We start from the raw sequence: 23,148 nt of genomic DNA on the forward strand, positions 1-23,148 counted from the left end.
TCAAATCCGACAAGAGGGCGACCATTGTGCAATCGCAAGAAGATGACGGGGCGGAATGTCAATCCTGGTCTAACAGAACCTTAAATAATCATTGGCTGCCCGCTGGCTAAGTGAGTAGACTTTTTTGGAAATGCCGAGCACCCAACATATTTGCCTCAATAAAACCGCAGGTCACGGACTTGTGCTTTGTCGGTGTGGTGCGGGATTCGGTAAAAGTCTACTCACTTAGTTTTGCGTGTCCGCAACGAGACCCCAGCCGGGGTGATTCCACCGCAAATTAGCTGCTCCCATCGCCGCAATTAGGCTCCGTACGGATTCCGGTCCCTCTCTATGCGTTGGCGGATGCGGCGGTACTCGATAATCAGCAGCACTAGGAGTAGGGCCATGATGACTAGGTAGCTCACGACGGCGCCCATCAGGCCGAGCAAATTGATCAGAATCACCGGGAGCACCACGCTCACGGCAAAGCAGATCAGGTAGATCTTGGTGACGTCTCCAGCGTGGCGCAGCACCGTGATGATGGCGTAGATAAAGTCGATGGCCGCGGTGACGCCGCCGGCGACGACCATCAGCAGCGCCAGCGTACGGTAGCGTTCAAAGCTGAGACCGTACATAAAGCTCATGAGGGGAATACCGGGACCTGCCATAAATGCGGCGCACACGCCGGTGATGACCACGATCAGCGCCATAACGGCAACAATAATCAGGTCAAAGCGATGACGCTTACGAGGATTAGCCCAAATGCTCGACAAGCGCAGGAGCTGCGGTTTATAGACAAATTCAATGCTCAACAGAATAGCCTGAGCTGGAAAAAACAGGGCATTAAAGTACAGCTGGTATTTGTAGGCTAGTGTTCCTTCCATCACAAACTTGGGCATGCTTTCGATAAGGTTGAACAGGAATAGCGCGCCAAAGAGTGGGGCGCACTGGACAAACAGGTGGCCGACCTCGCGCAGGTTTACGCGGCGCGATTTTTCGGTCTCGAGCAGGGCGAGCGGCGCGGTGACCAGCACGAGCGAGGCGATTGCGGCGATGCCCATGGCCATGGCCGCGATGGGCATGCTGCGCGTGAAGAGCAGCGCCACGCTGAAGACCGCGATGACGCCGACGGAGCGTAGCGTTTGACTCATTCCAGCCAAGTAGAGCTTGTCGGCCTGCTGCAGGCGGCCTTCGTACACGTTGGCGACGCCGTCGATGACCTTATACAGGTAGACGCCCAGGCCGATCGTCGCCATCTGCGCGTCATAGCCGCGGGCGCTGCTATACATGAGGCCGCAGCCTAGGGCGAGCGCTCCGCAGATCCAACGATTGAGCTGGTAGGAGGCGAAGGACGTCTTTTCGTCGATGTCCGAGACCTGGAAATTGCGCACGCCGTAGTTGCATGCGATCATGATGAGCGTGCCGGTGACAAAGGCGATGGAGAACTTGCCGGCTTCTTCGGCGCCCACGAGCTGTGTGGACACGATGGTGAGCAGCGGAAACGCCAAGCCCCACACGGCGGTGCCGAGAGCGTTCCAAAGGTAATCGCGGCGGGTGGCGTGCTCCTCGTATTCCGCTTCCTGCATGGAGAAGCCGCCGCCGTAGACGGCACCGAGCAGACGGTTCCACCAAGCGTTGACCATGCGGCGGACGGGGCCGGGCTTGCGATCGCGTTCGCGCCGGCGACGTGTGGCTTGGCTGCTATCGGGCCCGCCGGCGTTGCGCTGACTCAGCTCTTGGATGCGTGCGAGTTCCTCGGCAGTGTGCGAGGCAGGGAAGAGGCCGTTCTCGATGCGGCCGCCCTGGGCCTTCGCGGCGCCGTCTCTCGATGCAGCGGGGTTGGAGACGCCGTTGCGGCGGGCGATGGCGCGGCGAATGCTATCGAGGGGCGTGATGCTCAAAGCGGAGTCCTTTCTATTGCTGCGCTTTAGTATAGACGCGACGGTGTTCGTTCGTGTTTTTGAACGGATTGTTCAATAATTTCGGCGGGCGGCTGTAATTAGTCGGTAAACGTGCGGTATCCTGTTGAAGTTTTGTGACACCCCCGATGCCGCCCACGCGGTACCAAGGAGCTTCTACCTATGGACGTCGCCGCATTCTTACTGGCTCTTGTGCCGATTATTTGGCTGGTCGTGATGCTGCTGTGCTTTAAATGGCCAGCTTGGAAGGCCGCTATCGGATCGTTTGTCCTTTCGTGCTTGCTTGCCTTCGCATGGTGGCACCTGCCGGCAGCGCAGATCGCGACCGCCTCGCTCGAAGGTTTTTTGATGGCTCTGTGGCCCATCGTCCTGGTGATCATCGCCGCGGTGTTCACGTATAACCTGTGCGTTCGTACGGGCGCCATGGACGTGATCGGCAGCATGATCACCTCCATCAGCAGCGACCGCCGTCTGCTGGCGCTGCTCGTGGCTTGGTGCTTCGGTGGCTTTATGGAGGGCATGGCCGGCTTCGGTACCGCTGTCGCCATTCCCGCCGGCATGCTCGCGGGCCTGGGCTTTGAGGCCGTGCCTGCCGTGCTCATCTGCCTGCTGGCCAACGGCGTGCCCACGCCCTACGGCTCCATCGGCATCCCCACGGTGTCCGTTGCCGACCTGGTGGGTTTGGATTCCCTTCACCTAGCGACCGTTCAGCTGGTGCAGCTCGCACCGTTCTTTGTGGTGATGCCGCTATTTATTGTGCTGGTTGCGGGCCGTGTTGCCGATGACCAGGGCAATGCCGCGAGTGTGGGCGAGCGTCTGCACGGTGTTGCCGGCGTGGCGTTGCTCTCCGGCGTGTCGTTTGTCGGCGCGGCTCTGGTCGTTGCCATGTTTGTGGGCCCCGAGCTGGCCGTGGTCGTAGGATCCATCGTTTCGCTCGCGCTGACAGCTGCACTTGCCATGCGTGCCGAGAAGTCGGGGCATCTGGACGCACGCTTTCACATGAATATCGAGGCGGGGGAGAAGCTCACCGTTAAGTCGGCGCTTTCGGCCTGGTCGTGCTTCATCCTGATCTTTGTGTTGCTGCTGGGCACGTCTAATCTGGTGCCCGCTGTACATGCTGCGCTCGCGCCGTTTGCGAGCCATGTGCAGGTGTATTGCGGTGAGAATCCCGGTATGCTTACGTTTTCGTGGATCAACACGCCAGGCGTCTGGATTTTCCTGGCGGCGTTTGTCGGCGGTGCCATTCAGGGCGCTTCGCCGCGCATGATGGGCGAGGTGCTGGCCGCGACTGTGAAGCAGATGATGCCGACGGTTATCACCATGCTTTCGGTGCTGGGCTGCGCCAAGGTGATGGGCTATGCCGGCATGATTTCGTCGATCAGCGCATTTTGCATTGCGGTCGCTGGCGGTCTGTACCCGATTCTGGCTCCGTGGATTGGTGCGGTCGGTGCTTTCGTGACCGGTTCGGGCACGTCCTCGGGCATGCTGTTTGGCCCCATCCAGAGCCAGGCTGCCACCGCGCTGGGCGTGAGTGACTACTGGATGGTTGCGCTGAACGCGCTTGGCGTTGCCGCCGGCAAGATGATCTCGCCGCAGACCCTCGCCATTGGTCTTGCCGCCGTGCACGTGCGCGGTAAGGATGCCGAACTCCTGGGCGCGGTGCTACCCTACGCTGCCGGCATGCTGGTCCTCATGAGCGTCATAGCCATGCTCGGCCAAAACCTGCCGCTGTAGTCGGCACTTAGGGACGTTCCTTATGTGCCGGCACTTTGGGAACGTCCCTAAGTGCCGGCATCCGGGGACGCTCCTTGAATGTTGCCTGTTCAAGAGTGTCCCCAATGACTAGTCGTTTAAGAACGTCCCCAATGACTGGGCCGCTTGCCTGCGATTTTTGACCGTTGGGCGGGCTTGCCGCCCTTGCCGCAAAAACGTTTTTGCATATCGGGTACAACGGGCTTTACGTGAGTAAAGTGCGCGCCGCGTCCACGTGCCGCGTTTTTAAAGGAGGCCCCATGCCTGGTGTTACCCCTGCAGAAGTTCTGTCCAATTTTGGCATTACGCTGGTCGAAGACCCCGCTGAGAACCAGCCCCGCCTGCTGGTTGACCTGCCGGCAGCCGAGCTCGTCGAGCATGCCATCCGCCGCAACGAAGGCCGCATGGCATCCAACGGCGCGCTGGTGATCGAGACGGGGGAGCGTACCGGACGTTCGCCCAACGACCGCTTTATCGTTGACACCCCCGATGTCCACGACAAGATTGCCTGGGGCGCCGTCAACCGCCCGCTGTCCGTCGAAAGCTACGAGGTCATCAAAGCCGGCATCGTCGACTATCTCAACGAGCGCGATGTGTTCGTCACGCGCGGCATGGCGGGCGCCGACCGCAACCACACGCGTCGCCTGCTTGTTGCCTGCGAGCGTGCCAGCCAGGCACTCTTCATTAAGCAAATGCTTGCCCGTCCGCTCGCCCGTGAAATCGCGCGCACCGGCGAGCCCGACTTCTGCGTGCTCGCGGCACCCGGCTACCAGTGCGACCCTGCCATCAAGGGCCTCAACTCCAGCGCCGCCGTGGTCATCAATTTCCAGGAACGCGTGATTCTGGTCGCCGGCACCGGCTACTCCGGCGAGATTAAAAAGTCGATCTTTAGCGTCATGAACTATCTGCTGCCCGTCGAGGACGACGTGCTGCCCATGCACTGCTCGGCCAGCATGGATCCCGTCACGCACGAGACCGCCGTGTTCTTTGGCCTGTCCGGCACCGGCAAGACCACGCTTTCGGCCAATCCCGCGCGCCTGCTGATCGGCGACGACGAGCACGGTTGGTCCGACATGGGCATCTTCAACATCGAGGGTGGCTGCTACGCCAAATGCGAGGGCCTAGACGCCTTCCACGAGCCCGAGATCTTCAACGCTGTCCGCTTTGGCGCAATCTGCGAAAACGTGGTGCTCGACGAGAACCGCAAGCCCAACTACGATGACATCTCGATCACGCACAACACGCGCGTGGCCTATCCCGTGGAGCACATTCCTAACGCGTGGACTAAGGGCATGGGCACCACTCCGAGTGTCGTGCTGTTCCTGACTTGCGACGCCTTTGGCGTGTTGCCGCCCATCTCGCGCCTGACGGCCGACGCCGCCATGTATCACTTTGTGACGGGCTTTACGGCCAAGATCCCCGGCACCGAGGTCGGCGTCACCGAGCCCACGCCCACGTTCTCCTCGTTGTTCGGAGAGCCGTTTATGCCGCTCGACCCCATGGTCTATGCCAAGATGCTCGGCGAGCGCATCGCCGACGGCCGCACGCGCGTCTACCTGGTTAACACCGGCTGGATTGGTGGCGGCTATGGCGTGGGCCATCGCATCGAGCTTGCCTACACGCGCTCGCTGGTCGCTCGCGCCCTCGACGGTACCATCGAGGACAGCGAGTTTGTGCACGACGACATCTTTAATGTCGACATTCCCACCACGTGCCACGGTGTGCCCGACGGCATCCTAGTGCCGCGCCAGTACTGGCAGAGCACCGCGCGCTACGACGAGGCCGCGCACAACCTGGCGGTGATGTTTGAGGAGAACTTCGAGAAGAAGTACTCCCACCTGCCCGAGTCCGTCAAGGCCGCCGGCCCGCACGCCCAGGTGTCCGCCGAGGCCCGTCATCGCGGCCGCGGCTTGCTGGGACTCCGCCACTAGCGTCGCCTCAGGCCCAAAACCACCACAAAGGGGACAGGCACCTTTGTGGTGGTTTTGCTTGGGCGGATGACTCAGGTTACAATACGCCTGACATATCGCCCCCTTCTCCGGATGGGGGCAGCGTAAGCGCTCTTGTGGCGGCACCGTAGGACTTTGAAGGTGGCCGCCGTGGGGGCGCTTTTTGTTTAGACGCCCTCGCTCGGGCGTGCACGATGAAGGGAGAGCGTATGAAGGGCTTTGTTGCCGAGGAGTCATTTTGGGAGCTGTTTCCGCAGGCGGCGGTCGGCGTCGTGGTCGTAAAGGGCATGAAGCCCGCGGCTCAGATTCCCCAGGAGGGCGTGGATGCGATCGCCGCGCTGCTCGACCGCGCCAACATCGATGCGGAGCGCCACCTGACAAGCGATACTATCAGCGAGAACGCACCGGTCAAAGCATGGCGCGAGGCCTATCGTCTGTTCAAGACCAAAAAGGGCGCGCGTTGCTCAATCGAGAACCTGCTCAAACGCGTGCTCAAAGGCAAACCGGTGGGCCACATTACGCCCGCGGTGGATATTTACAACACGGTGTCGCTGACCTACGCGCTGCCCGTGGGAGGCGAGGATTTGCATGCGATCGAGGGAGACCTTCGCTTGAAGGTGACCGACGGTGGCGATGCGTTCTTGCCGCTTGGCGAGGAAGCAGATGACCCGACGCTGCCTGGCGAGCTGGCCTACATCGACGATGCGGGCGCCGTGTGCCGCTGCTGGAACTGGCGCGACGGCGTTCGAACGGCCCTGTCCGACGATTCGGCGGACGCATTTCTGGCGATTGAGTGCGTGGAGCCCGAGCGGATGGGGGACTGTCAGGCCGCCGTCGATCGCTTGGCCGAGCTGCTCGAGCGCTATCTGGGCGCTACGGTTGTCGTTAAGACGCTTGTGACCCGCGACAATCCCTGTGTGGAGCTGTAGCGGCGCCTAGAACCTATTGATGCCCCAAACCACCACAAAGGTGCCTGTCCCCTTTGTGGTGGTTTTTATGTTGATGGGTTAACAAATGGGGTATTTGGGTACGGGGGTTCGGACATGCGGCTAAGATGTTTACCCGTTAGCATCATGCAAGCGAAAGGCGGTCGTCTCCCATGCAGCAGAACGACGAGACACGTTTTGAGGATTTTGTTGGACTGATTAGCGGGCTCTACAAGGAGATTCAGCGTATCAAGACGTCCGAGGGCGCAAGGCTGGGCCTCAAGGGCTCCGACGTCATGTGCCTGTACTACCTGGAGCGCAGCAAGGATGGTATGACCGGCGCCGACCTGGCTCGCGTGGCCGGCGTGACGCGCGCTGCCGTTTCGCGCACGCTGGTGCACCTGGAGGAGGGCGGCTTTGTTGAGGTTGATGACTCGGGCGATGCCGCCGTTAAGTATCGTGCTCCGGTTCGCCTGACCGCTCTGGGCGGCGAGAGCATGAGCGAGGCGGACCGCATCATTCGCGAGGTGCTCGATACCACCGGTAAGGCTATGGGTGTGGAGCAGCGCGAGCAGATGTATGCATCGCTGCGTACGATTCTCGACACCCTGCGCGAGATCTAAGGCCGCCAAGGCATTTGCTTCCCATTAACAACTGCATAGTCCCGTTTGAGCGCGTATACCGTGCCGGGGCATTGCTGTCAAAATTCCCCGCGCGAGCTCCGCGCAAGAAAGGATTTGTTATGTCCATTCGTATTATTACCGATTCCGCAAGCGATATGTCGCCGGCTGAGCACCCCGCTTTGCGTGTTCTGCCGCTGTCCGTTACCTTTGGTACCGATGTGTACATGGATGGCGTCGATATCGATCACCAGCGCTTTTACGAGATGCTCGTGGAGCGCGATGAGCTGCCCAAGACCGGTCAGGTCAACCCGTACGCGTTTTCACAGGCGATTGCCGAGACGCGTGAGGCCGGCGACGAGGCAGTGATTATTACCGTGGGCGCCAAGCTTTCGGGCACCAATCAGAGTGCCCGTACCGCACTTGCCGAGGCGCCGGGCGGCGACGTGTTCGTGGTAGACAGCAATAACGTCACCCTGGGCGAACGTGTCCTGGTCGAGTATGCGCTGCGCTTGGTGGACGAGGGCCGTAGTGCGGCCCAAATCGCGGCGGCCGTAGAGGCCGTCCGTGACCGCGTGGTCGTCATCGGCCTGCTCGAGACGCTGGAGTACTTGGTGCGCGGCGGTCGCCTGTCTGCCGCTGCGGGCGCTGTGGGCACGCTGCTCAACGTGAAGCCCGTAGTGGCCGCCGAGGACGGCCTTATCGTGCAGCTGGGCAAGGCTCGTGGCTCCAAGAACGGCCGTAACCTGCTCAACCAGAAGGTCGAAAAGGCGGGCGGCGTCGACTTTTCCATGCCGCTGGCACTGGGCTATACGGGCCTTTCGGACGCTGTGCTCAAGAAGTACATCGAGGACAGCGCCGCGCTGTGGGCTGGACACACCGAGAACGAGCTGCCCATCCACACCATTGGCGCCACCATCGGCACCCACGTGGGCCCCGGCGCCGTAGCCGTAGCCTTCTTCCGCCCCGCCAACTAGCTTTCCGGTCAAAACCACCACAAAGGGGACAGGTACCTTTGTGGTGGTTTATGCTTTTCAGGGTGGAAGGGAGCGATCGATGGCGTCTGAGGGCTTTTTTGAGCGGGTGTACGAGGTGGTCGAGCAGATTCCCGAGGGGATGGTCGCTACGTACGGTCAGGTGGCGCTGCTCGCCGGTCGTCCACGAAGTGCGCGGTACGTGGGGTATGCCCTGCATAGTAATCCGCGCCCCGGCGAGATTCCCTGTCACCGCGTGGTGTTTGCCGACGGGCACATATGCGAGGGCTTCGCTTTTGGCGGTCCCGATGCTCAACGTGAGCTTTTGCTAGGGGAAGGTGTGGCGTTTAAGGACGACATGCACGTCGACTTGGCCGCCTGTCGCTGGCCTGCCGGGCTCTAGCGGTTCTGCCGTGGCGAAAACCACCACAAAGGCGCCTGTCCCCTTTGTGGTGGTTTTACGCTGTAGGTTTACCAGAGCTAACTTATGGAGAAGGTGTGGTGGCGTACTTTGCCATCAGAAAGTAAACCACGGTGAACTATATTGGTTTCAGCAACGGAGCAGGCAATAGGCGATGAAAAAGCCTGCCCTGTTGAGTTTGATTCGCATTCCTCCCCTCTGTGCGATTCAACGGTGTACTTCGGGAACAGGCCCGCTGGCAACTAGCTGCCGGCGGGCCTGTTCCTGTTTGTCGAGGGGGTGCGATGGACGGAGCCGAAGCGGTCCGGCTCCAAAAAAGGCGGACGCCGTAGCGCCCGCCCTAAAGCAATCGAAAGCTCAAGCCAGCAGATCGGTCTAGTACACCATGCCCATGGCGTCCTGAACCTCGGCCAGGGTCTGCTCGGCGATCTCGTTGGCGCGACGGTTGCCCTCGTGCAGCACGTCCTTCACGTAATCCAGATCGTTCTCGTAGCGCTGGCGACGCTCGCGGATAGGTGCGAAGTACTCGTTGACGGCCTCGGTCGCGTACTTCTTGAGCTGGCCGGAGCCGCCCATGCCAATCTCCTCGGCAATTTCGACCTCGGAGCGACCGGTGCAGATGGCGGCCGTCGAAAGCAAACCGGACACGCCGGGGCGGTTCTCGGGATCGAACGTGATCATGCGCTCGGAGTCGGTCTGGCTCTTTTTGATGCGCTTGGCCGTTTCCTCGGCGGTCATCGAGATGTTGATGGCGTTGCCGTAGCTCTTGCTCATCTTGCGGCCGTCCAGGCCGGGCAGCAGCGGGGTCTCGGACAGCAGCGCGTCGACCTCGGGGAACACCTTGCCGTAGCGGTTGTTAAAGCGGCGGGCGATGGTGCGGGTGAGCTCGATGTGCGGCAGCTGGTCACGACCGACGGGCACCACGTTGCCCTTGCAGAACAGGATGTCGCAGGCCTGATGCACCGGGTAGGTGAGCAGAAGGCCGGTAAGCTCATGGCCCGAGGCCTCCATCTCGGCCTTGACGGTGGGGTTGCGCGCCAGCTCGGCCTCGGACACCAGCGACAGGAACGGCAGCATGAGCTGGTTGGCGGCGGGCACGGCGGAGTGCGCGTAGATCATGGTCTTGTCGGGATCGATACCGCAGGCAAGGTAGTCCATGACCATGTTGTACACGTTGTCCTGGATGTGCTCGGTCGTGTCGCGGTCAGTGATGACCTGGTAGTCGGCGATGAGCACGTTGGTCTTGGCGCCCATGTTCTGCAGCTCAACACGGCCCTTGAGGGTGCCGAAGTAGTGGCCCAGGTGCAGACGGCCGGTGGGGCGGTCGCCGGTGAGCATGGTGAACTTCTCGGGCGTCTTGGTCAGGCCCTCGCGAATGGCGTTGCTCTTTTGCAGCGCGACTTCGTAGCTGTTCTCGTTTGGCATGATTGCTCCTAACGTTCGTTCGCAGGTTTTGATGATAACGCGTTTATTGGAGGGGCGGTGCGTAAGTAGGCGAGGGGCGGGAGAGGGACGCGCGTGCTGCGGCATGTGCGATGGGTGCGGCGCGGCCGCGCTTGGCTAACGGTGCCTTGGCACATCCTCGGCAGCTTGCCCTAGAGCTTGTGGTGGCGCTCTTCTTTGCGCTCCTCGGCTGCCTGCTCCTCCTGCTTAAAAGCGGGGTCGTCGGGGGTGACCAGTTCGTCCTCGTGCGTGCGCTTGTTGTAATGGTGGCGTAGTACGGGTTCAAACAGGTGCAGGTGCTTGGCGAAGGCCGCCGAGCCAATGGCGAGCACGGTAAAGATGAGCACACGCATGGGCACTTCGACCTGGTTAATCGCGGCGGCGCCGGCCGAAAGCATGATGCACCAGGCATAGATGAGCAGCACGGCCTGTTTTTGGTTGTAGCCTTCTTGGATCAGGCGGTGGTGGATGTGGCCCTTGTCGGCCTGCCCGATACTAATGTGGGCGCGCTTGCGGCGCACAATGGCGCTAAACGTGTCGATGATGGGCACGCCGGCAACGATGAGCGGGATGATAAGCGAGGTGAGCGCGGCGGTGCGGCTCACGTTGAGCAGCGAGATGGAGCCCAGCGCAAAGCCCAGAAGCAGCGACCCCGAGTCGCCCAAGAAGATGCTTGCGGGGTTGAAGTTGTAGCGCAAAAAGGCCAGACAGGCGCCAAAGAGCGCAATGGAGAGCGCGGCGGCGTCGATGCGGCCCGAGAGAACGGCCATCGAAAACATGGTGAACGAGGCGATGCCGCAGATGCCCGTGGCCAAGCCGTCGAGGCCGTCGATGAGGTTAATGATGTTGGTGAATGCCACCAGATAGATCACGGTGATGGGATAGGCGAGCCATCCGAGCGTGATTTCGCCGGGGGCAAACGGGTTGACGATGACGCCGATCCGCAGGCCGCCGATACAGGCGATAAGCGCGGCGAGGACCTGTCCGGCCAGCTTTTGCTTGGGCTTGAGCTGGAAGACGTCGTCGATAGCGCCGGTCGCAAAGATGACGGTAAAGGAGAGCGCCAGCATGGGATAGCTAATGTGAAGGCGCGGGTGCGGCACCAGGACGGGTGGCCAGCCTAGGTGCCAGGTGCCTAGGATTTGCACAATGCAGGCAACGACCAGGCCCAAAAACACCGCCGTTCCGCCCAAACGCGGGATGGGCTTGGTGTTGATGCGGCGCTTAGAAGGATAGTCGACGGCATCGAGCTTAATTGCCAAGCGCTTGACCAGGGGCACCGCGAGGAAGGTCGTGATAAAGGCCGCCGCTGCCACGCATAGGTACGGTATGTAGCTCGGGGATGAAGCCATGAATCTAAAAACCGCCAAGCGTCGAAGGAAAAGGTCAGAAGAACGCCATGCGCAAAGGGCATAGCCGAACCATAATACTCGACCAAGGGGGGTGCATGTAATTGCACGCAGCGATAATCACGCGCTTACCAGATATTGGGATGTTGTCGATGGCTTGCCGGGATGCCGACGGGGATCCATATGGACTGTAATGGTGTTTTTCGGCAAAAGAAAACCACCCCCCACGTTACGAAAATGAACCCACCTAAAACAGGTGGGTGCCCTCATCGACTGTTCCAGCGTCCTTAACAACGAAGGATACCTGTACTAGGCACGACTGTGTGGGCTCCCTAAATAAACGCGACGGTTCACCCAGTTGCTCCGCGGGGGGCGGAATACCTACATCATAAAGCGGCACTTTGTGGATTCCAGTCTTGACATTACAAAAATCGTGTCGGACGATTACGGCGCCTTAGGGACGGAGCCGTCTACGCGGCCTGGCCCTTTACGTTTGAGCTGCTGAATCGTTGTTTTGGAGCATGTTTTTATGCCGACGTCGTTGACCGAACTTTTTTCGCCCGCCTGCCATTTGTGTCCGCGCCGTTGCGGTGCGGCGCGCGATGAGGGCGCGCGCGGCGTATGCGGTGCTAACGACACGCTCAGGGTGGCCCGCGCGGCGCTTCATATGTGGGAGGAGCCGCCTATCTCGGGCGAGGCCGGTTCGGGCACGATCTTCTTTAGCGGTTGCTCGCTTAAATGTATCTACTGCCAGAACCACGAGATCTCGACCGGCAATTTTGGCCTTGAGATTTCGCCTGAGCGCCTAGTCGAGATTATGCTGGAACTGCAGGACCAGGGTGCCAACAACATCAATTTGGTGACGGCGACGCACTATGCGCACCTGTTGCCTGCCGCGATTGCCGCGGCACGGATGCGCGGGCTAGTCATCCCGATCGTCTACAACACGAGTGGTTACGAGCGTGCGAGTGCCGTGGCGGCGCTGGGCGACCTGGTCGATGTGTGGCTCACCGACTTTAAATATGCCGATGCCGGGCTTGCGCAGTCGCTTTCTCATATTAAGGACTACCCGCGCGTGGCCGTGTCGGGTCTGGCCCAGATGGCGCGCGAGATCGATCGCCGCGGGGGAGAGTTGGTGGATGAGGGCGGGCTCATGAAGCGCGGCATCATCGTGCGCCACCTGGTGCTTCCGGGGCATGCGGACGATTCGTGTCGCGTACTGGACCTGGTGTGGCAGACGGTGGGCGACGTGCCGATCTCGGTCATGAACCAATACACGCCCAATGCCCTCATGCGCGAACAAGGCGGCGATCTGGCGCGCGCCGTGACGCGCGAGGAGTACGAGCGGGTGCTCGACCATGCCGACGACCTGGGCTTTACGACGATGTTCTGGCAAGAGGGCGGCGCGGTAGACGAGAGCTTCACCCCGGCCTTCGACACCACCGGTGTTCTTACCAGCGCAAAGTAGTGCGTTCGTCGATGATTTTTCTGGGACGGGGATTAAAAATCATCGAGAGGATCGTCTGTTCGAAAAGTTGTCAAAATAGCCGCGCTCCAAAAAGACTGGTTATTGGGCGTTGACAGTTGGCGAGCCGTAGGTAAAATATCGACTTGTCCTGGGGACGTAGCTCAGTTGGGAGAGCGCTGCCGTCGCATGGCAGAGGCCGAGGGTTCGACTCCCTTCGTCTCCACCCTTGGATTTGATAAGCCGCTGACATTGTGTCGGCGGCTTTTTTTAAAAGAAAGGGCTATACCATGGCCGAGCTTGAGTCCCAACCATTGTCCGACGAGGAGCGCGCTGAGTTGGAAGAGCTCCGCGCCGAGAAGGCCCGCCGCGAGGCTCGTGAAGAGGCCCGTCGCGAGCGTGAGGAGCTGGCTGTCCTGCGTGCCGAGCGTGCGAAGGCCGAGGAGATCGCCGCGAACGCCGCATCCGCATCGGCGCCCGCGCCCGCACCCAAGCCCGCTGCTGCGAAGCCTGCACCTGCCGCGCCCAAATCTCAGCCTAAAAAGGCCGCTCGTCCCAAGTCCGTCGAGCCTAAGCCGAGTCGTGACGAGATGACCTTTGCCCAGCGCATGGTTACCTCCAAGGAGCCTACGGGCGAGAACGAGATCCCTGGCATGGCGCCGGCTCAAAAAATCATCATTGTCCTTGCCCTCATCGCGTTTGTCATCTTTATGGGCTACACGATCCTGACCAGCATGGGCCTGCTCTAACCGATTTGCATCGGGCGTCATGTCCGCATGCTCTGCTCTCGTCCAACCCTCAAATTCTGCACCACACATCCGAAAGGTCGCCCCATGGCTTTGACCGACATCTCTCATCCCACCGACATCGCAATGCTCACCGATCTGTACGAGCTCACTATGGCCCAGGGCCTGTGGGAGAGCGGCAAGGCCAATGAGCAGGGTTGTTTTACCGCGTTTTACCGCGACCATCCCTTTGGCAGCGCCTATGCCGTCATGTGCGGCACCGCCGAACTGCCCGAGCTGGTCGAGAATCTACGCTTTACGCCCGAGGACATCGACTACCTCGCCTCGCTCCAGGCCCCTGCCGGCGGCGCGATGTTTAAGCCTGGATTCCTCGACTACCTGCGTGATTTTCGTGCGCATGTAAACATCGACGCCGTTCCCGAAGGCGAGCTCGTCTTTCCGCGCGAGCCCATGGTGCGCGTCACCGGCCCCGCGCTGGAGTGCCAGCTGCTCGAGACGGCGCTGCTCAACATCGTCGGGTTCCAGACGCTTGTCGCCACCAAGACGGCGCGCGTGGTGCTCGCCGCCGACGGTCGCCCTGTGGCGGAGTTTGGCCTGCGCCGAGCCCAGGGTCCCGATGGCGGCCTGGCCGTCGCGCGCGCGAGCTACGTTGCCGGCTGCTCCTCTACGTCCAATGTACTCGCCGGCCGCCGTTACGGTATTCCCGTCTTTGGCACGCATGCGCACAGCTGGGTGATGAGCTTCGATTCCGAGCTCGAGGCCTTCCGCGCCTTTGCCAAGTCGAGCCCCAAGAATTGTACGCTGCTCATCGACACCTATGACGTGCGCGAGGGCTGTGAACATGCCATTACGGTTGCCAAGGAGATGGAAGCGATGGGCGAGCGCCTGTCGGCCATTCGCATCGACTCCGGCGACCTCGCCAAGCTCTCCAAGTATGTGCGCGGCCGTTTTGATGCCGAGGGCCTGCCCTATGTGGGGATCTCGGTTTCTAACGATCTGGATGAGTACACGATTCAGTCGCTGCTCGACCAGGGCGCGCCCATCGACAGTTTTGGCGTGGGTACCAAGCTCGCGACCTGCTATGACCAGCCGGCGCTGGGTGGCGTGTACAAGCTTTCCGCCCGCCGTGCGAGCGAGACAGATCCATGGACGCCGGTGGTCAAGCTCTCCGAGCAGCCCTACAAGCGCACGATCCCGGGTGTGCAACGCGTGCGCCGTTATTTCGACGGCTTTGGCGGCCCGGTCTGCGACATGATCTACGACGAGGACCATCTGGCGGGGGAGGGCACCGCGCGCGGCAATACCCTCGTGGCCGTGAATGATGCCGCCCTGGTGACCGACGTGTCCGAACTTGAGTATCGCGAGCTGCTGGTGCCGATCGTGCGCGATGGCAGTGCGGTGGCTCCGCGTGAGAGCATCCAGGACGCGCGCGAGCGCTGTGCTTGGGCGCTCGATCATCTGGACGCAGCTTTCAAGCGCTTCCTGTACCCGCAGACCTATGTGGTGGGCATGGAGCAGGGCCTGGCTCAGGTGCGCGACGAGCTCGTGCGCAAGAACATGGCCGCGGCTTCTGCCTTTCCTTGGACTCACTAATTCCTTGGGCGGTAGGGGCGAGTCACGCTCCCTTGGCCGCCAACTCGGCCGTTCGCTGAACAGTTGATTGGTTTGACGTATGACGACTTCTTATAAAACGATGGTGGTAAAGATCGGTTCGTCCACGGTGGTGGGTGCCGATGGCAAGGTCAACCGCGCCTTTATCGGCGGACTTGCCGATCAGGCCGCAGCGCTGCGCAAGCTCGGCTGGCGTCTGGTCGTGGTGAGCTCGGGCGCTATCGCCTGTGGCTATCCCGTGTTGGGCTTCGACCGCAAGCCGGTCGGCGACCTTCCGAGCCTGCAGGCTTGCGCCTCGGCTGGTCAGTGCATCATCTCGTCGGCCTACGACGAGGAGTTCCATGCGCGCGACCTGCTCACCTCGCTCGTGCTGCTCACGCGCCACGATACGGCCCGCCGCACGTCCTACCTGCACGCGCGCGACGCCCTGCTGCGCCTCGTGGAGCTTGGCGTGGTGCCGGTCGTCAACGAGAACGATACCGTTACCGTCGATGAGATCAAGTTCGGCGACAACGACACACTGGCGGCGCTTGTGAGCTGCCTGGTTTCTGCCGATCTGTGCGTGACGCTCTCGGACATCGATGGCCTCTATACTGCCAATCCGCATGAGGACCCCACGGCCGAGTTTGTTCCTGTCGTGCATAAGATCGATGCCAAGATTATTGCCTCGGCGGGCGATTCTTCCACATCGGTGGGCACGGGCGGCATGATTACCAAGATTCGCGCGAGCCGCATCCTGATGACGGCGGGCATTCAGAGCGTGATTTGCTCGGGCGAGGAGCCCGATGCGCTCGTGCGCCTAGCCCGCGGCGAGAGCGTGGGCACGCTGTTCGATCCGCCGGCGGAGCGTCTGGACATCGCACCCCGCAAGTTGTGGATCGCGCTGGGTGACAAGGCACATGGCTCGGTAACGGTTGACGACGGTGCCGCGAAGGCGCTGGTCAGCCGTGGTTCTTCCTTGCTTGCGGTGGGTATTCGCGAGGTCGATGGCCAGTTTGCCGAGGGCGATGTGCTCGATGTGTGCGATCCGAGAGGTATGGTCGTCGCCCGCGGTATCGCCGAGGCCGATTCGGACGTGCTGGAACTTGCCGCCGGCCGCCGCCAGGACCAGATCGCCAGCAACCGCCTGCTGGCAGACCTGGCCGAGAAGCCGGCGATACACAGGGATAACTTGATCGTATTTGCATAAAGAAAGACAGCGCTGCGGATCGTTTCCCGCAGCGCTGTCTTTCTCGTGCCGGCACTTGGGGACGTTCCTTATGTGCCGGCACTTTGGGACACTCCTTTGCTAGAAGATCTGGCGCAGGTCTCCGCGGTTGAGGGCTTCGTCGAAGAGGTGCTTGAATACCACGCTGCCGTGCAGGCCGTCGTGCTCGAACTCGTTGGTCACCCAGGCATGCGAGTTGCCCACGCGGCTGAGCGTATCAAGCTGCAGGCCCGAATCCACGTACATGTCGTCGAAATACACCGCGGCCTGCAGGGGCACCTCGTTGCACGCCAGTCGCTGCGGGTCGTAGATCTTGTCCCAGCTGGTGTCTTCCATCAGCAGGTCCATGGCGGGCTTGAAGGGCTTGAGCTCGGGCATCTGCTCGAACATCCACGGGAACATGGCCTCGCCGGTAAACATGAGCGGGCGCGCGAGTGTGTCGAACTCGGCACGACGGGCCTTCTCCTCTGCTGCGGCCCAGCGAATGGGCATGGTGTCGCCGTCGGCGTAGATAAACTCCTGCAGTGTCCAGTACAGCGGGTTCGTGCGTGTGTTGGTGCGCTCGAAGGCGCGCATCAAAAAGCTGTCGGATACCGAGGAGCCGCAGCTCAGCGTACCGTCGCCAGTAACAAAAGCGTGATCGATAGTCCAATGCATGCGCTCAAAGCTCGGCTTCATGCCAAAGTCGCTGCCCATGAGCTGTAGGCGCTCGACCGTCATCGGCGAGCCGTCGGGCAGCACGGGCTTCTGAGCCTCGAGCGCATCGGCCAGGGCTGCCACGCGCTCGACGTCAGCGGGATAGCGGTCATAATACTGCTGCGTCTTGGCGGCCATGCGCGGGAAGGTGTGCGCGTAGACCTCGCTTGCGCTCGCCGGTACGTGGGGGATGCCGCCGCAGGTAAAGCTCGCCGCCACGCCCTCGGGGAAGAGCGACAGGTAGCTCAGCGTCAAAAAACCGCCGTAGCTTTGGCCGAGCGTGACCCACGGCTTGCCGCCAAAGCCCACTAGGCGCAGGTACTCAAAATCGCGCACGATGGAGCTGGCGAGGTGGCGCTTGAGGAAGTCCGCCTGCGAGCGTGCTGTATCGGCGCCGGCGGCCGTTGCGCGATCACCCAGTGCCTTGATCGTGCGTCCGTCCACGCAGCTACTGCGTCCGGTGCCGCGCTGGTCGGGAAGGACCACGCGGAAGTGCTTGACGGCCTCCTCGATCCAGCCGTCGCTTGTGGGCGACAGCGGACGTGGGCTCTCGCCGCCGGGGCCGCCCTGCAAAAACAGGAGCAGCGGCAGATCGTCGTTGATGCGGTCGGGCGCGCTAACCACGCGGTAGAAGAGCTTGATGCTCTCGGGCGCGCCGGCGATGGGTGCCGGCATGGCGCCGCGGCGCATGGTACTGCCGACGGCCAGGAGCATCGGCTCCAGGCCGCGCCAGTCAAGGGGGACGTCGATGCTGTGGTCCTCGACGTAAAGGCCGGGGACGTGGTACGAAGTGATGAGGGCCATGTGAGTCTTCCGTTCGTTGCGGTGTTTCGGGTTGACCAATTCTACCGCCGCGGGCGAGGCCATGCGCAAATCGGCTACCATGGTTGCAAACTTCTAGGAGAAAGGGCCGCCCATGTCGGTCGATATAGCCACGTATGTCCACGATCTTGCCGTTGCCGCCAAGGCAGCGTCGGCCTCGCTTGCCACGGCGAGCGATGAACAGCGCCAGGAGGCCGTGCGCGCCATGGCCGCAGCACTGCGCAACGGTGTCGACTCCATCGTCGCCGCTAACGAGCTCGATATGTCCGCCGCGCGCGATGCGGGTACCTCGGCCGGACTGCTCGATCGCCTGCTGCTGACGCCCGAGCGCGTCGAGGGCATGGCCGCCGGCCTGGAAAAGCTTGCCGAGCTGCCCGATCCCGTGGGCCGCGTGCTCGACCACCGCGTGCTTGCAAGCGGCGTGGACCTGACCCGTGTGAGTGTGCCGCTGGGCCTGGTCGCTATGGTCTACGAGGCGCGCCCCAACGTGACGGCCGACGCCGCAGGCATCTGCATCCGTACCGGCAACGCCTGCATTCTGCGCGGCGGCTCGCTGGCCTATCACTCGTGTGCCATGATCGCCGAGCTGCTGGCCGATGCGCTCGAGGCCAAGGGCTTCCCGCGCGAGGCCGTCTCGATGATTGAGTCCACCGATCGCGAAGCCACCGGCGAGCTCATGAAGCTCCGCGGTATCGTCGACGTGCTCATTCCGCGCGGCGGTGCAGGCCTGATTCAGCGCTGCGTGCGCGAGTCGCTCGTTCCGGTGATCGAGACGGGCACGGGCAACTGCCACATCTACGTGCATGAATCCGCCGACTTTGATAAGGCGCTCAACATTATCGTCAATGCCAAGACCCAGCGCGTAGGCGTGTGCAATGCCGCCGAGTCGCTGCTGGTCGACCGTGCCGTGGCAGATTCGTTTTTGCCGGCGGTCGTTGCCGTGCTGCACGACCACGGCGTGCTCATTCACGGCGACGAGGCCACGTGCGCCGCATGTGCCGACGCTGGGCTTGCCGAGGGCGACAACTACGTCGCCGCGACTGAGGAGGACTGGGGTCGCGAGTACCTGGCTCTCGAGATGAGCGTGAAGGTCGTGGCAAACGAGGACGAGGCCATCGCACACATCAACCGCTACGGCACGATGCACTCCGAGGCCATCGTTGCCGAGGACACGGATGCTTGCGAGTGCTTCCTGGATGCGGTCGATGCCTCGGCCGTGTACGCCAACGCCAGCACGCGCTTCACCGACGGCGGCGAGTTTGGCCTGGGCGCCGAGATCGGCATCTCGACCCAAAAACTCCACGCCCGTGGCCCCTTTGCCGCCGAGGCCCTCACCACCTACAAATACAAGCTCCGCGGCACCGGCCAGGTCCGCCCCTAACGCCCGCGCAAACAAAAACCACCACAAAGGTGCCTGTCCCCTTTGTGGTGGATTTAGGTGGCGTTGACGGTTAGGCCTGGAAGGTATCTCGGTCGGGGGCGAAGGACTGCATGGCCGCGATCGTGCGGTCAAAGAGCTCGGGGAGCTCCCAGCCCAACATCTCGGCGCCCTGCGAAATCACGTCGCGCGAGCAGCCGGCGGCAAAGCGTTTGTCCTTGAACTTCTTCTTGAGCGACTTGGTCGTAAAGTCCATAACGCTCTTGCTCGGGCGCATGATGACTGCAGCGCCGATCAGGCCGGTGAGCTCATCGCAGGCAAACAGGATCTTTTCCATCTGCAGCTCGGGCTTGGGCAGCGAGGTGTTGAAGTCGGACGTGTGCGTCTGGATGGCGCGAATGAGCTCGGGAGACGCACCTTCGCCCTCGAGAATCTCGGCAGCATAGATGGTGTGGTTCATGGGGTCGTCCTCATGCTCCTCCCAATCCAAGTCGTGCAGCAGGCCGACGATGCCCCAAAACTCCTCGTTCTCGGGGTCGAACTCGCGCGCAAAGTAGCGCATGGTGCCCTCGACCGTCTCGCCATGGGTGATGTGGAACGGGTCTTTGTTGTGCTCGTTAAGCAGTTCAAACGCGCGGTCGCGGGTGATTCCGGCGGTAAGCGGCTCTGCCATAAGAGACTCCTTGTGCTCGTGGGTATCGCTAAGATTGAATACTACTAGAACAAGAAAACCGCCACAAAGGTGCCTGTCCCCTTTGTGGCGGTTCTTGGTGCGGATGGGTTAGTTGAGGGCGGCTTGGGCTAGGCGGGCTTCGGCGTCCTCCTCGGTGACACCCAGGGCCACGGCGAACTCCTCGATGGAGCGGCGTTTGGCCTCCTTGAGTACGCGCATGTAGTAGGAGCTGGGTTTTTTATCAGCTTCCTCGGCCTGGCGAATGCGGTGCATCATGGTCTTTGCCACGCGGACCGTCTCAGGCGCGCCCAGCTTGAGCTGCTGCTTAAAGTGTGTCTCCTCAAGTGAGCTGTTGCGCTCGGTAAAGGTGTCGCACTCCAGCTCGTCATAGTGGCTCAGCAGGTGCTCGGCATCTTGCTGCGAGATGGCGGCGTGCAAACGGTCGGCCTGCGCCACGGGGTACATGAGGATCGTCTGCGCATGTCCCTGCTTGGTCTCGAGCAGTAGCATGGGCTGCGGCGTGTCGTCCCTAAAACCGACGACGGTGCAGACTCCCTGACCCGGATGAATGACGTGTTGACCGATTGAGAACATGCTACCTCCAACTTATACGAATTTACGTATGTCTAGAATAACACGCTGACGTGCGCAAACCCTTACTTTATGCAGGAAAAGCACACAACTCTGATAGGTAAGAGTATTCGATAACAGACGCAGCTCATTCACACCTTTATGCATTTTCAACGCCTGCATAATCTGCAGGCAGACTGGCATCTTTGAGTGACTCCATGCAAGCTGTAGTCAATTTTGTGCATATGCAATATCGATTGGCTTTACCCTGCGACAGTGCCCGTCGCTTGTGATAGAGTGCTACAAACTCTGGCTTTTGCCCTACGAGTGACCAAGAGCTCGGGGGCTTTAACACAAGGAGGATCTATGCCCGAGAAGATTGAAGAGCTGGTACGCGCTGCGCTTGCTGCGGCCCAGGAGGCCGGCGACCTTTCTGCATTTGAACTTGACGATTGCGCTATCGAGCGACCGGCTGACACTTCTCATGGCGAGTGGACCTCTACCATGGCCCTGAAGTCCGCCAAGCTGGCCCATTGCGCCCCGCGCAAGATCGCCGAGGCCATCGTTGCCCATATGCCCGAGGACCCCGCGATCGAGAAGGTCGAGATCGCAGGCCCCGGCTTCATCAACTTCTACCTCTCCGTTGCCGTCAAGAATGCCATCTTTGGCGAGGCTCGCGAGAAGGGTATGGACTTCGCTAAGTCCAACGTCGGTGGCGGCCTGAAGACCCAGGTCGAGTTCGTCTCCGCCAACCCCGTCGGCCCCATGCACATCGGCCATGGCCGCTGGGCCGCTCTGGGCGATTCGCTCTGCCGCGTTATGGACCATGCCGGTTACGACATCCAGCGTGAGTTCTACATCAACGACCACGGCTCTCAGATGAACACCTTCGGCAACTCCATCAGCACGCGCTATATGCAGCTTGCCGACATCATCGCCAAGCAGGGCGTGGATATCGACGAGGCTCACAAGCTGCTGATCGCAGACCGCGACGCCTTCGTTGCCGACGAGAACGACGAGCATCCCGAGACCCATCCGTACCAGGACAATTTTGCCGAGACCCTGGGCAAGGACTCCTATGGCGGCGACTACATTATCGACGAGGCCGCCGAGTTCTGGCGCACCGACGGCGATAAGTGGGTCGAGGCCGATCCTCAGGAGCGCATGGAGAGCTTCCGCGAGCGCGGCTATGTGAAGATGGTCGACAACATGCGCGACCTCTGCCACGCCGTCAATTGCGACTTCGATCGTTGGTACTCCGAGCGTTCGCTGTACGTGAAGGACACCGAGGGCGAGACCGCCGGCACCTCTGCCGTCGACCGCGCTTTTGAGAAGCTCGACAAGATGGGCTACCTCTACACCAAGGACGGCGCCCTGTGGTTCCGCTCCACCGACCTGGGCGATGACAAGGACCGCGTCCTGATCAAGTCCGACGGCGAGTACACCTACTTCGCCTCCGACGTTGCCTATCACTGGGATAAGTTCCAGCGCGTCGACCACGTCATCGACATCTGGGGTGCCGACCACCACGGCTACATCGAGCGCGTCCGCTGCGTCTGCGACGCTCTTGGCTATCCCGGCAAGTTTGAGGTTCTGCTGGGCCAGCTCGTCAACCTGCTGCGCAACGGCAAGCCCGTCCGTATGTCCAAGCGTAAGGGCACCATGGTGACCCTGCAGGAGCTCGTCGACGAGGTCGGTTCCGACGCCGCTCGCTACACGCTCATCTCCAAAAGCTCCAACCAGATGGTCGACTTCGATATCGAGGCCGTCAAGAAGCGCGACAACTCCAACCCGGTCTATTACGTGCAGTACGCTCACGCCCGCGTGTGCTCCATCCTGCGCCGTGCCGCCGACGTTACGCCCGAGCAGGCTGACGAGATGGGCATGAAGGCCGTTGCCGCCAAGGCCATCGGTGAGAACGTCGATTACTCGCTGCTGACCGACCCGACCGAGCTCGCCCTTTCGCGTAAGCTCAACGAGCTCACCGACCTGATTGCCAGCTGCGCTCGCGACCGCGCCCCGTTCCGTCTGACGCACTTTGCTGAGGAACTCGCCGGCGACTTCCACAGCTTCTACGCTGCCTGCCAGGTTCTGCCGAGCGAGGGCCGTCCCGTCGACCCCGAGCTTTCGCGCGCCCGTCTGGCCGCTTGCGACGCCGTTCGCGTGACGCTCGCCCTGGTGCTCACCCTCGTTGGCGTTTCCGCGCCCGAGCAGATGTAATCTGCGGGTCATTTGACCGTACAGACTTGGTTTAACTAAGCCTTGAAAGCCCGATCTCCCACGGAGGTCGGGCTTTTTTGCAAACGCCGACGTATTGACGAATTTGGAACTGCTGGAAATACGAAACTATGCCGGTTTACTACGATGAATTGAGATATTCCAACCACGCCGGCTTTTAGCTAAAAAGTGCAAGGCATCTACCTGCGGTTTTAGTTCAACAAGTTTCGGAGTGGTCGCGGTTGAGCGATTCATCGTAGTAAACCGCCATAGTTTTGGCGGAGGCAGTCAGATTTGTGGGCGGTAAACCAAAGAGTGTCCCTTTTGAATAGTCGTTTAAGAACGTCCCCAATGACTAAGTTGCAGGTGGCGGCGGTTGTGTTACACTAACGCTGCGTATATGACGCAAATATCTCGATACAGATCAATGA

18 protein-coding genes and 1 tRNA gene are annotated in these 23,148 nt (G+C 61.3%); 13 read left to right on the forward strand and 6 right to left on the reverse strand.

What is annotated here, in order from left to right:
• Positions 1 to 299: 299 nt before the first annotated feature.
• The gene (locus tag AB5202_RS05595) at positions 300 to 1,880 is read right to left on the reverse strand and encodes a lipopolysaccharide biosynthesis protein (protein WP_368143835.1); all 1,581 of its coding nucleotides are present in this window, start codon (positions 1,878 to 1,880) and stop codon (positions 300 to 302) included.
• 180 nt (positions 1,881 to 2,060) lie between these two features.
• Between AB5202_RS05595 and AB5202_RS05600 the strand changes: the two genes are divergently transcribed.
• The 6 genes from AB5202_RS05600 (at position 2,061) to AB5202_RS05625 (ending at position 8,522) form a co-directional block, all read left to right on the forward strand.
• The gene (locus AB5202_RS05600; protein ID WP_368143836.1) at positions 2,061 to 3,632 is read left to right on the forward strand and encodes an L-lactate permease; all 1,572 of its coding nucleotides are present in this window, start codon (positions 2,061 to 2,063) and stop codon (positions 3,630 to 3,632) included.
• Between the two features lie 278 nt (positions 3,633 to 3,910).
• Positions 3,911 to 5,581 (forward strand): phosphoenolpyruvate carboxykinase (ATP), encoded by a 1,671-nt coding sequence (pckA, locus tag AB5202_RS05605; RefSeq protein WP_368143837.1) that lies wholly within the window; start codon positions 3,911 to 3,913, stop codon positions 5,579 to 5,581.
• Positions 5,582 to 5,808: 227 nt separating this feature from the next.
• Positions 5,809 to 6,528, forward strand: coding sequence for a B3/B4 domain-containing protein (locus tag AB5202_RS05610; RefSeq protein ID WP_368143838.1), 720 nt, complete (start codon positions 5,809 to 5,811; stop codon positions 6,526 to 6,528).
• Between the two features lie 170 nt (positions 6,529 to 6,698).
• Positions 6,699 to 7,148, forward strand: a complete 450-nt coding sequence (locus tag AB5202_RS05615; RefSeq protein WP_368143839.1) for a MarR family winged helix-turn-helix transcriptional regulator — start codon at positions 6,699 to 6,701, stop codon at positions 7,146 to 7,148.
• 119 nt (positions 7,149 to 7,267) lie between these two features.
• Positions 7,268 to 8,122 carry a DegV family protein gene (locus AB5202_RS05620; RefSeq protein WP_195568755.1) on the forward strand — a complete coding sequence of 285 codons (855 nt, stop codon included), beginning with the start codon at positions 7,268 to 7,270 and terminating at the stop codon, positions 8,120 to 8,122.
• A gap of 79 nt (positions 8,123 to 8,201) precedes the next feature.
• A complete protein-coding gene (locus AB5202_RS05625; protein WP_035137247.1) occupies positions 8,202 to 8,522 on the forward strand; it encodes an MGMT family protein in 321 nt (106 codons plus the stop codon).
• 393 nt (positions 8,523 to 8,915) lie between these two features.
• Here the strand turns inward: AB5202_RS05625 and trpS are convergent, their stop codons facing one another.
• Together trpS and AB5202_RS05635 are read right to left on the reverse strand one after the other, a co-directional pair.
• The gene (gene trpS, locus AB5202_RS05630) at positions 8,916 to 9,965 is read right to left on the reverse strand and encodes a tryptophan--tRNA ligase (protein ID WP_368143840.1); all 1,050 of its coding nucleotides are present in this window, start codon (positions 9,963 to 9,965) and stop codon (positions 8,916 to 8,918) included.
• 170 nt (positions 9,966 to 10,135) lie between these two features.
• Positions 10,136 to 11,335: an MraY family glycosyltransferase gene (locus tag AB5202_RS05635; protein ID WP_368143841.1), complete on the reverse strand. Its 1,200-nt coding sequence runs from the start codon at positions 11,333 to 11,335 to the stop codon at positions 10,136 to 10,138.
• A gap of 526 nt (positions 11,336 to 11,861) precedes the next feature.
• On the opposite strand from AB5202_RS05635, the gene AB5202_RS05640 reads away from it, so the two are divergent.
• The 5 genes from AB5202_RS05640 to proB all read left to right on the forward strand — a co-directional run bounded on the left by AB5202_RS05640 (position 11,862) and on the right by proB (position 16,343).
• Positions 11,862 to 12,800 carry a radical SAM protein gene (locus tag AB5202_RS05640; RefSeq protein WP_368143842.1) on the forward strand — a complete coding sequence of 313 codons (939 nt, stop codon included), beginning with the start codon at positions 11,862 to 11,864 and terminating at the stop codon, positions 12,798 to 12,800.
• A gap of 150 nt (positions 12,801 to 12,950) precedes the next feature.
• Positions 12,951 to 13,023: transfer RNA gene (locus AB5202_RS05645), tRNA-Ala, on the forward strand.
• A gap of 64 nt (positions 13,024 to 13,087) precedes the next feature.
• Positions 13,088 to 13,546 (forward strand): hypothetical protein, encoded by a 459-nt coding sequence (locus AB5202_RS05650; protein ID WP_368143843.1) that lies wholly within the window; start codon positions 13,088 to 13,090, stop codon positions 13,544 to 13,546.
• Positions 13,547 to 13,630: 84 nt separating this feature from the next.
• Positions 13,631 to 15,136 (forward strand): nicotinate phosphoribosyltransferase, encoded by a 1,506-nt coding sequence (locus AB5202_RS05655; RefSeq protein WP_368143844.1) that lies wholly within the window; start codon positions 13,631 to 13,633, stop codon positions 15,134 to 15,136.
• Between the two features lie 79 nt (positions 15,137 to 15,215).
• Positions 15,216 to 16,343: a glutamate 5-kinase gene (proB, locus tag AB5202_RS05660; protein WP_195246591.1), complete on the forward strand. Its 1,128-nt coding sequence runs from the start codon at positions 15,216 to 15,218 to the stop codon at positions 16,341 to 16,343.
• A gap of 99 nt (positions 16,344 to 16,442) precedes the next feature.
• Here the strand turns inward: proB and AB5202_RS05665 are convergent, their stop codons facing one another.
• Positions 16,443 to 17,861 carry an alpha/beta fold hydrolase gene (locus tag AB5202_RS05665; RefSeq protein ID WP_368143846.1) on the reverse strand — a complete coding sequence of 473 codons (1,419 nt, stop codon included), beginning with the start codon at positions 17,859 to 17,861 and terminating at the stop codon, positions 16,443 to 16,445.
• 112 nt (positions 17,862 to 17,973) lie between these two features.
• On the opposite strand from AB5202_RS05665, the gene AB5202_RS05670 reads away from it, so the two are divergent.
• Positions 17,974 to 19,260, forward strand: coding sequence for a glutamate-5-semialdehyde dehydrogenase (locus AB5202_RS05670; protein ID WP_195568764.1), 1,287 nt, complete (start codon positions 17,974 to 17,976; stop codon positions 19,258 to 19,260).
• A gap of 70 nt (positions 19,261 to 19,330) precedes the next feature.
• On the opposite strand, the gene AB5202_RS05675 is transcribed toward AB5202_RS05670, so the two are convergent.
• Both AB5202_RS05675 and AB5202_RS05680 read right to left on the reverse strand, forming a co-directional pair.
• Positions 19,331 to 19,930 carry an HD domain-containing protein gene (locus tag AB5202_RS05675; RefSeq protein ID WP_089572031.1) on the reverse strand — a complete coding sequence of 200 codons (600 nt, stop codon included), beginning with the start codon at positions 19,928 to 19,930 and terminating at the stop codon, positions 19,331 to 19,333.
• A 108-nt stretch (positions 19,931 to 20,038) separates the two neighbouring features.
• A complete protein-coding gene (locus AB5202_RS05680) occupies positions 20,039 to 20,524 on the reverse strand; it encodes a CarD family transcriptional regulator (protein ID WP_022094807.1) in 486 nt (161 codons plus the stop codon).
• A 342-nt stretch (positions 20,525 to 20,866) separates the two neighbouring features.
• Between AB5202_RS05680 and argS the strand changes: the two genes are divergently transcribed.
• Complete coding sequence (gene argS / locus AB5202_RS05685) at positions 20,867 to 22,720, forward strand: arginine--tRNA ligase (RefSeq protein ID WP_118206450.1); 1,854 nt, start codon at positions 20,867 to 20,869, stop codon at positions 22,718 to 22,720.
• The last annotated feature ends 428 nt before the right edge of the window (positions 22,721 to 23,148 follow it).

This window comes from Collinsella aerofaciens (assembly GCF_040915545.1).
GTDB lineage: Bacteria > Actinomycetota > Coriobacteriia > Coriobacteriales > Coriobacteriaceae > Collinsella > Collinsella aerofaciens_BE.

Excerpts from the sequence above, each read along its gene's own strand:
- AB5202_RS05600 (WP_368143836.1), top strand. The coding sequence starts at position 2,061 with ATGGACGTCGCCGCATTCTTACTGGCTCTTGTGCCGATTATTTGGCTG.
- AB5202_RS05610 (WP_368143838.1), top strand. The coding sequence starts at position 5,809 with ATGAAGGGCTTTGTTGCCGAGGAGTCATTTTGGGAGCTGTTTCCGCAG.
- AB5202_RS05670 (WP_195568764.1), top strand. The coding sequence starts at position 17,974 with ATGTCGGTCGATATAGCCACGTATGTCCACGATCTTGCCGTTGCCGCC.
- trpS (WP_368143840.1), bottom strand. The coding sequence starts at position 9,965 with ATGCCAAACGAGAACAGCTACGAAGTCGCGCTGCAAAAGAGCAACGCC.
- AB5202_RS05655 (WP_368143844.1), top strand. The coding sequence starts at position 13,631 with ATGGCTTTGACCGACATCTCTCATCCCACCGACATCGCAATGCTCACC.
- AB5202_RS05640 (WP_368143842.1), top strand. The coding sequence starts at position 11,862 with ATGCCGACGTCGTTGACCGAACTTTTTTCGCCCGCCTGCCATTTGTGT.
- proB (WP_195246591.1), top strand. The coding sequence starts at position 15,216 with ATGACGACTTCTTATAAAACGATGGTGGTAAAGATCGGTTCGTCCACG.
- AB5202_RS05680 (WP_022094807.1), bottom strand. The coding sequence starts at position 20,524 with ATGTTCTCAATCGGTCAACACGTCATTCATCCGGGTCAGGGAGTCTGC.
- AB5202_RS05625 (WP_035137247.1), top strand. The coding sequence starts at position 8,202 with ATGGCGTCTGAGGGCTTTTTTGAGCGGGTGTACGAGGTGGTCGAGCAG.
- AB5202_RS05675 (WP_089572031.1), bottom strand. The coding sequence starts at position 19,930 with ATGGCAGAGCCGCTTACCGCCGGAATCACCCGCGACCGCGCGTTTGAA.
- AB5202_RS05615 (WP_368143839.1), top strand. The coding sequence starts at position 6,699 with ATGCAGCAGAACGACGAGACACGTTTTGAGGATTTTGTTGGACTGATT.
- AB5202_RS05635 (WP_368143841.1), bottom strand. The coding sequence starts at position 11,335 with ATGGCTTCATCCCCGAGCTACATACCGTACCTATGCGTGGCAGCGGCG.
- pckA (WP_368143837.1), top strand. The coding sequence starts at position 3,911 with ATGCCTGGTGTTACCCCTGCAGAAGTTCTGTCCAATTTTGGCATTACG.
- AB5202_RS05620 (WP_195568755.1), top strand. The coding sequence starts at position 7,268 with ATGTCCATTCGTATTATTACCGATTCCGCAAGCGATATGTCGCCGGCT.
- AB5202_RS05665 (WP_368143846.1), bottom strand. The coding sequence starts at position 17,861 with ATGGCCCTCATCACTTCGTACCACGTCCCCGGCCTTTACGTCGAGGAC.
- argS (WP_118206450.1), top strand. The coding sequence starts at position 20,867 with ATGCCCGAGAAGATTGAAGAGCTGGTACGCGCTGCGCTTGCTGCGGCC.
- AB5202_RS05650 (WP_368143843.1), top strand. The coding sequence starts at position 13,088 with ATGGCCGAGCTTGAGTCCCAACCATTGTCCGACGAGGAGCGCGCTGAG.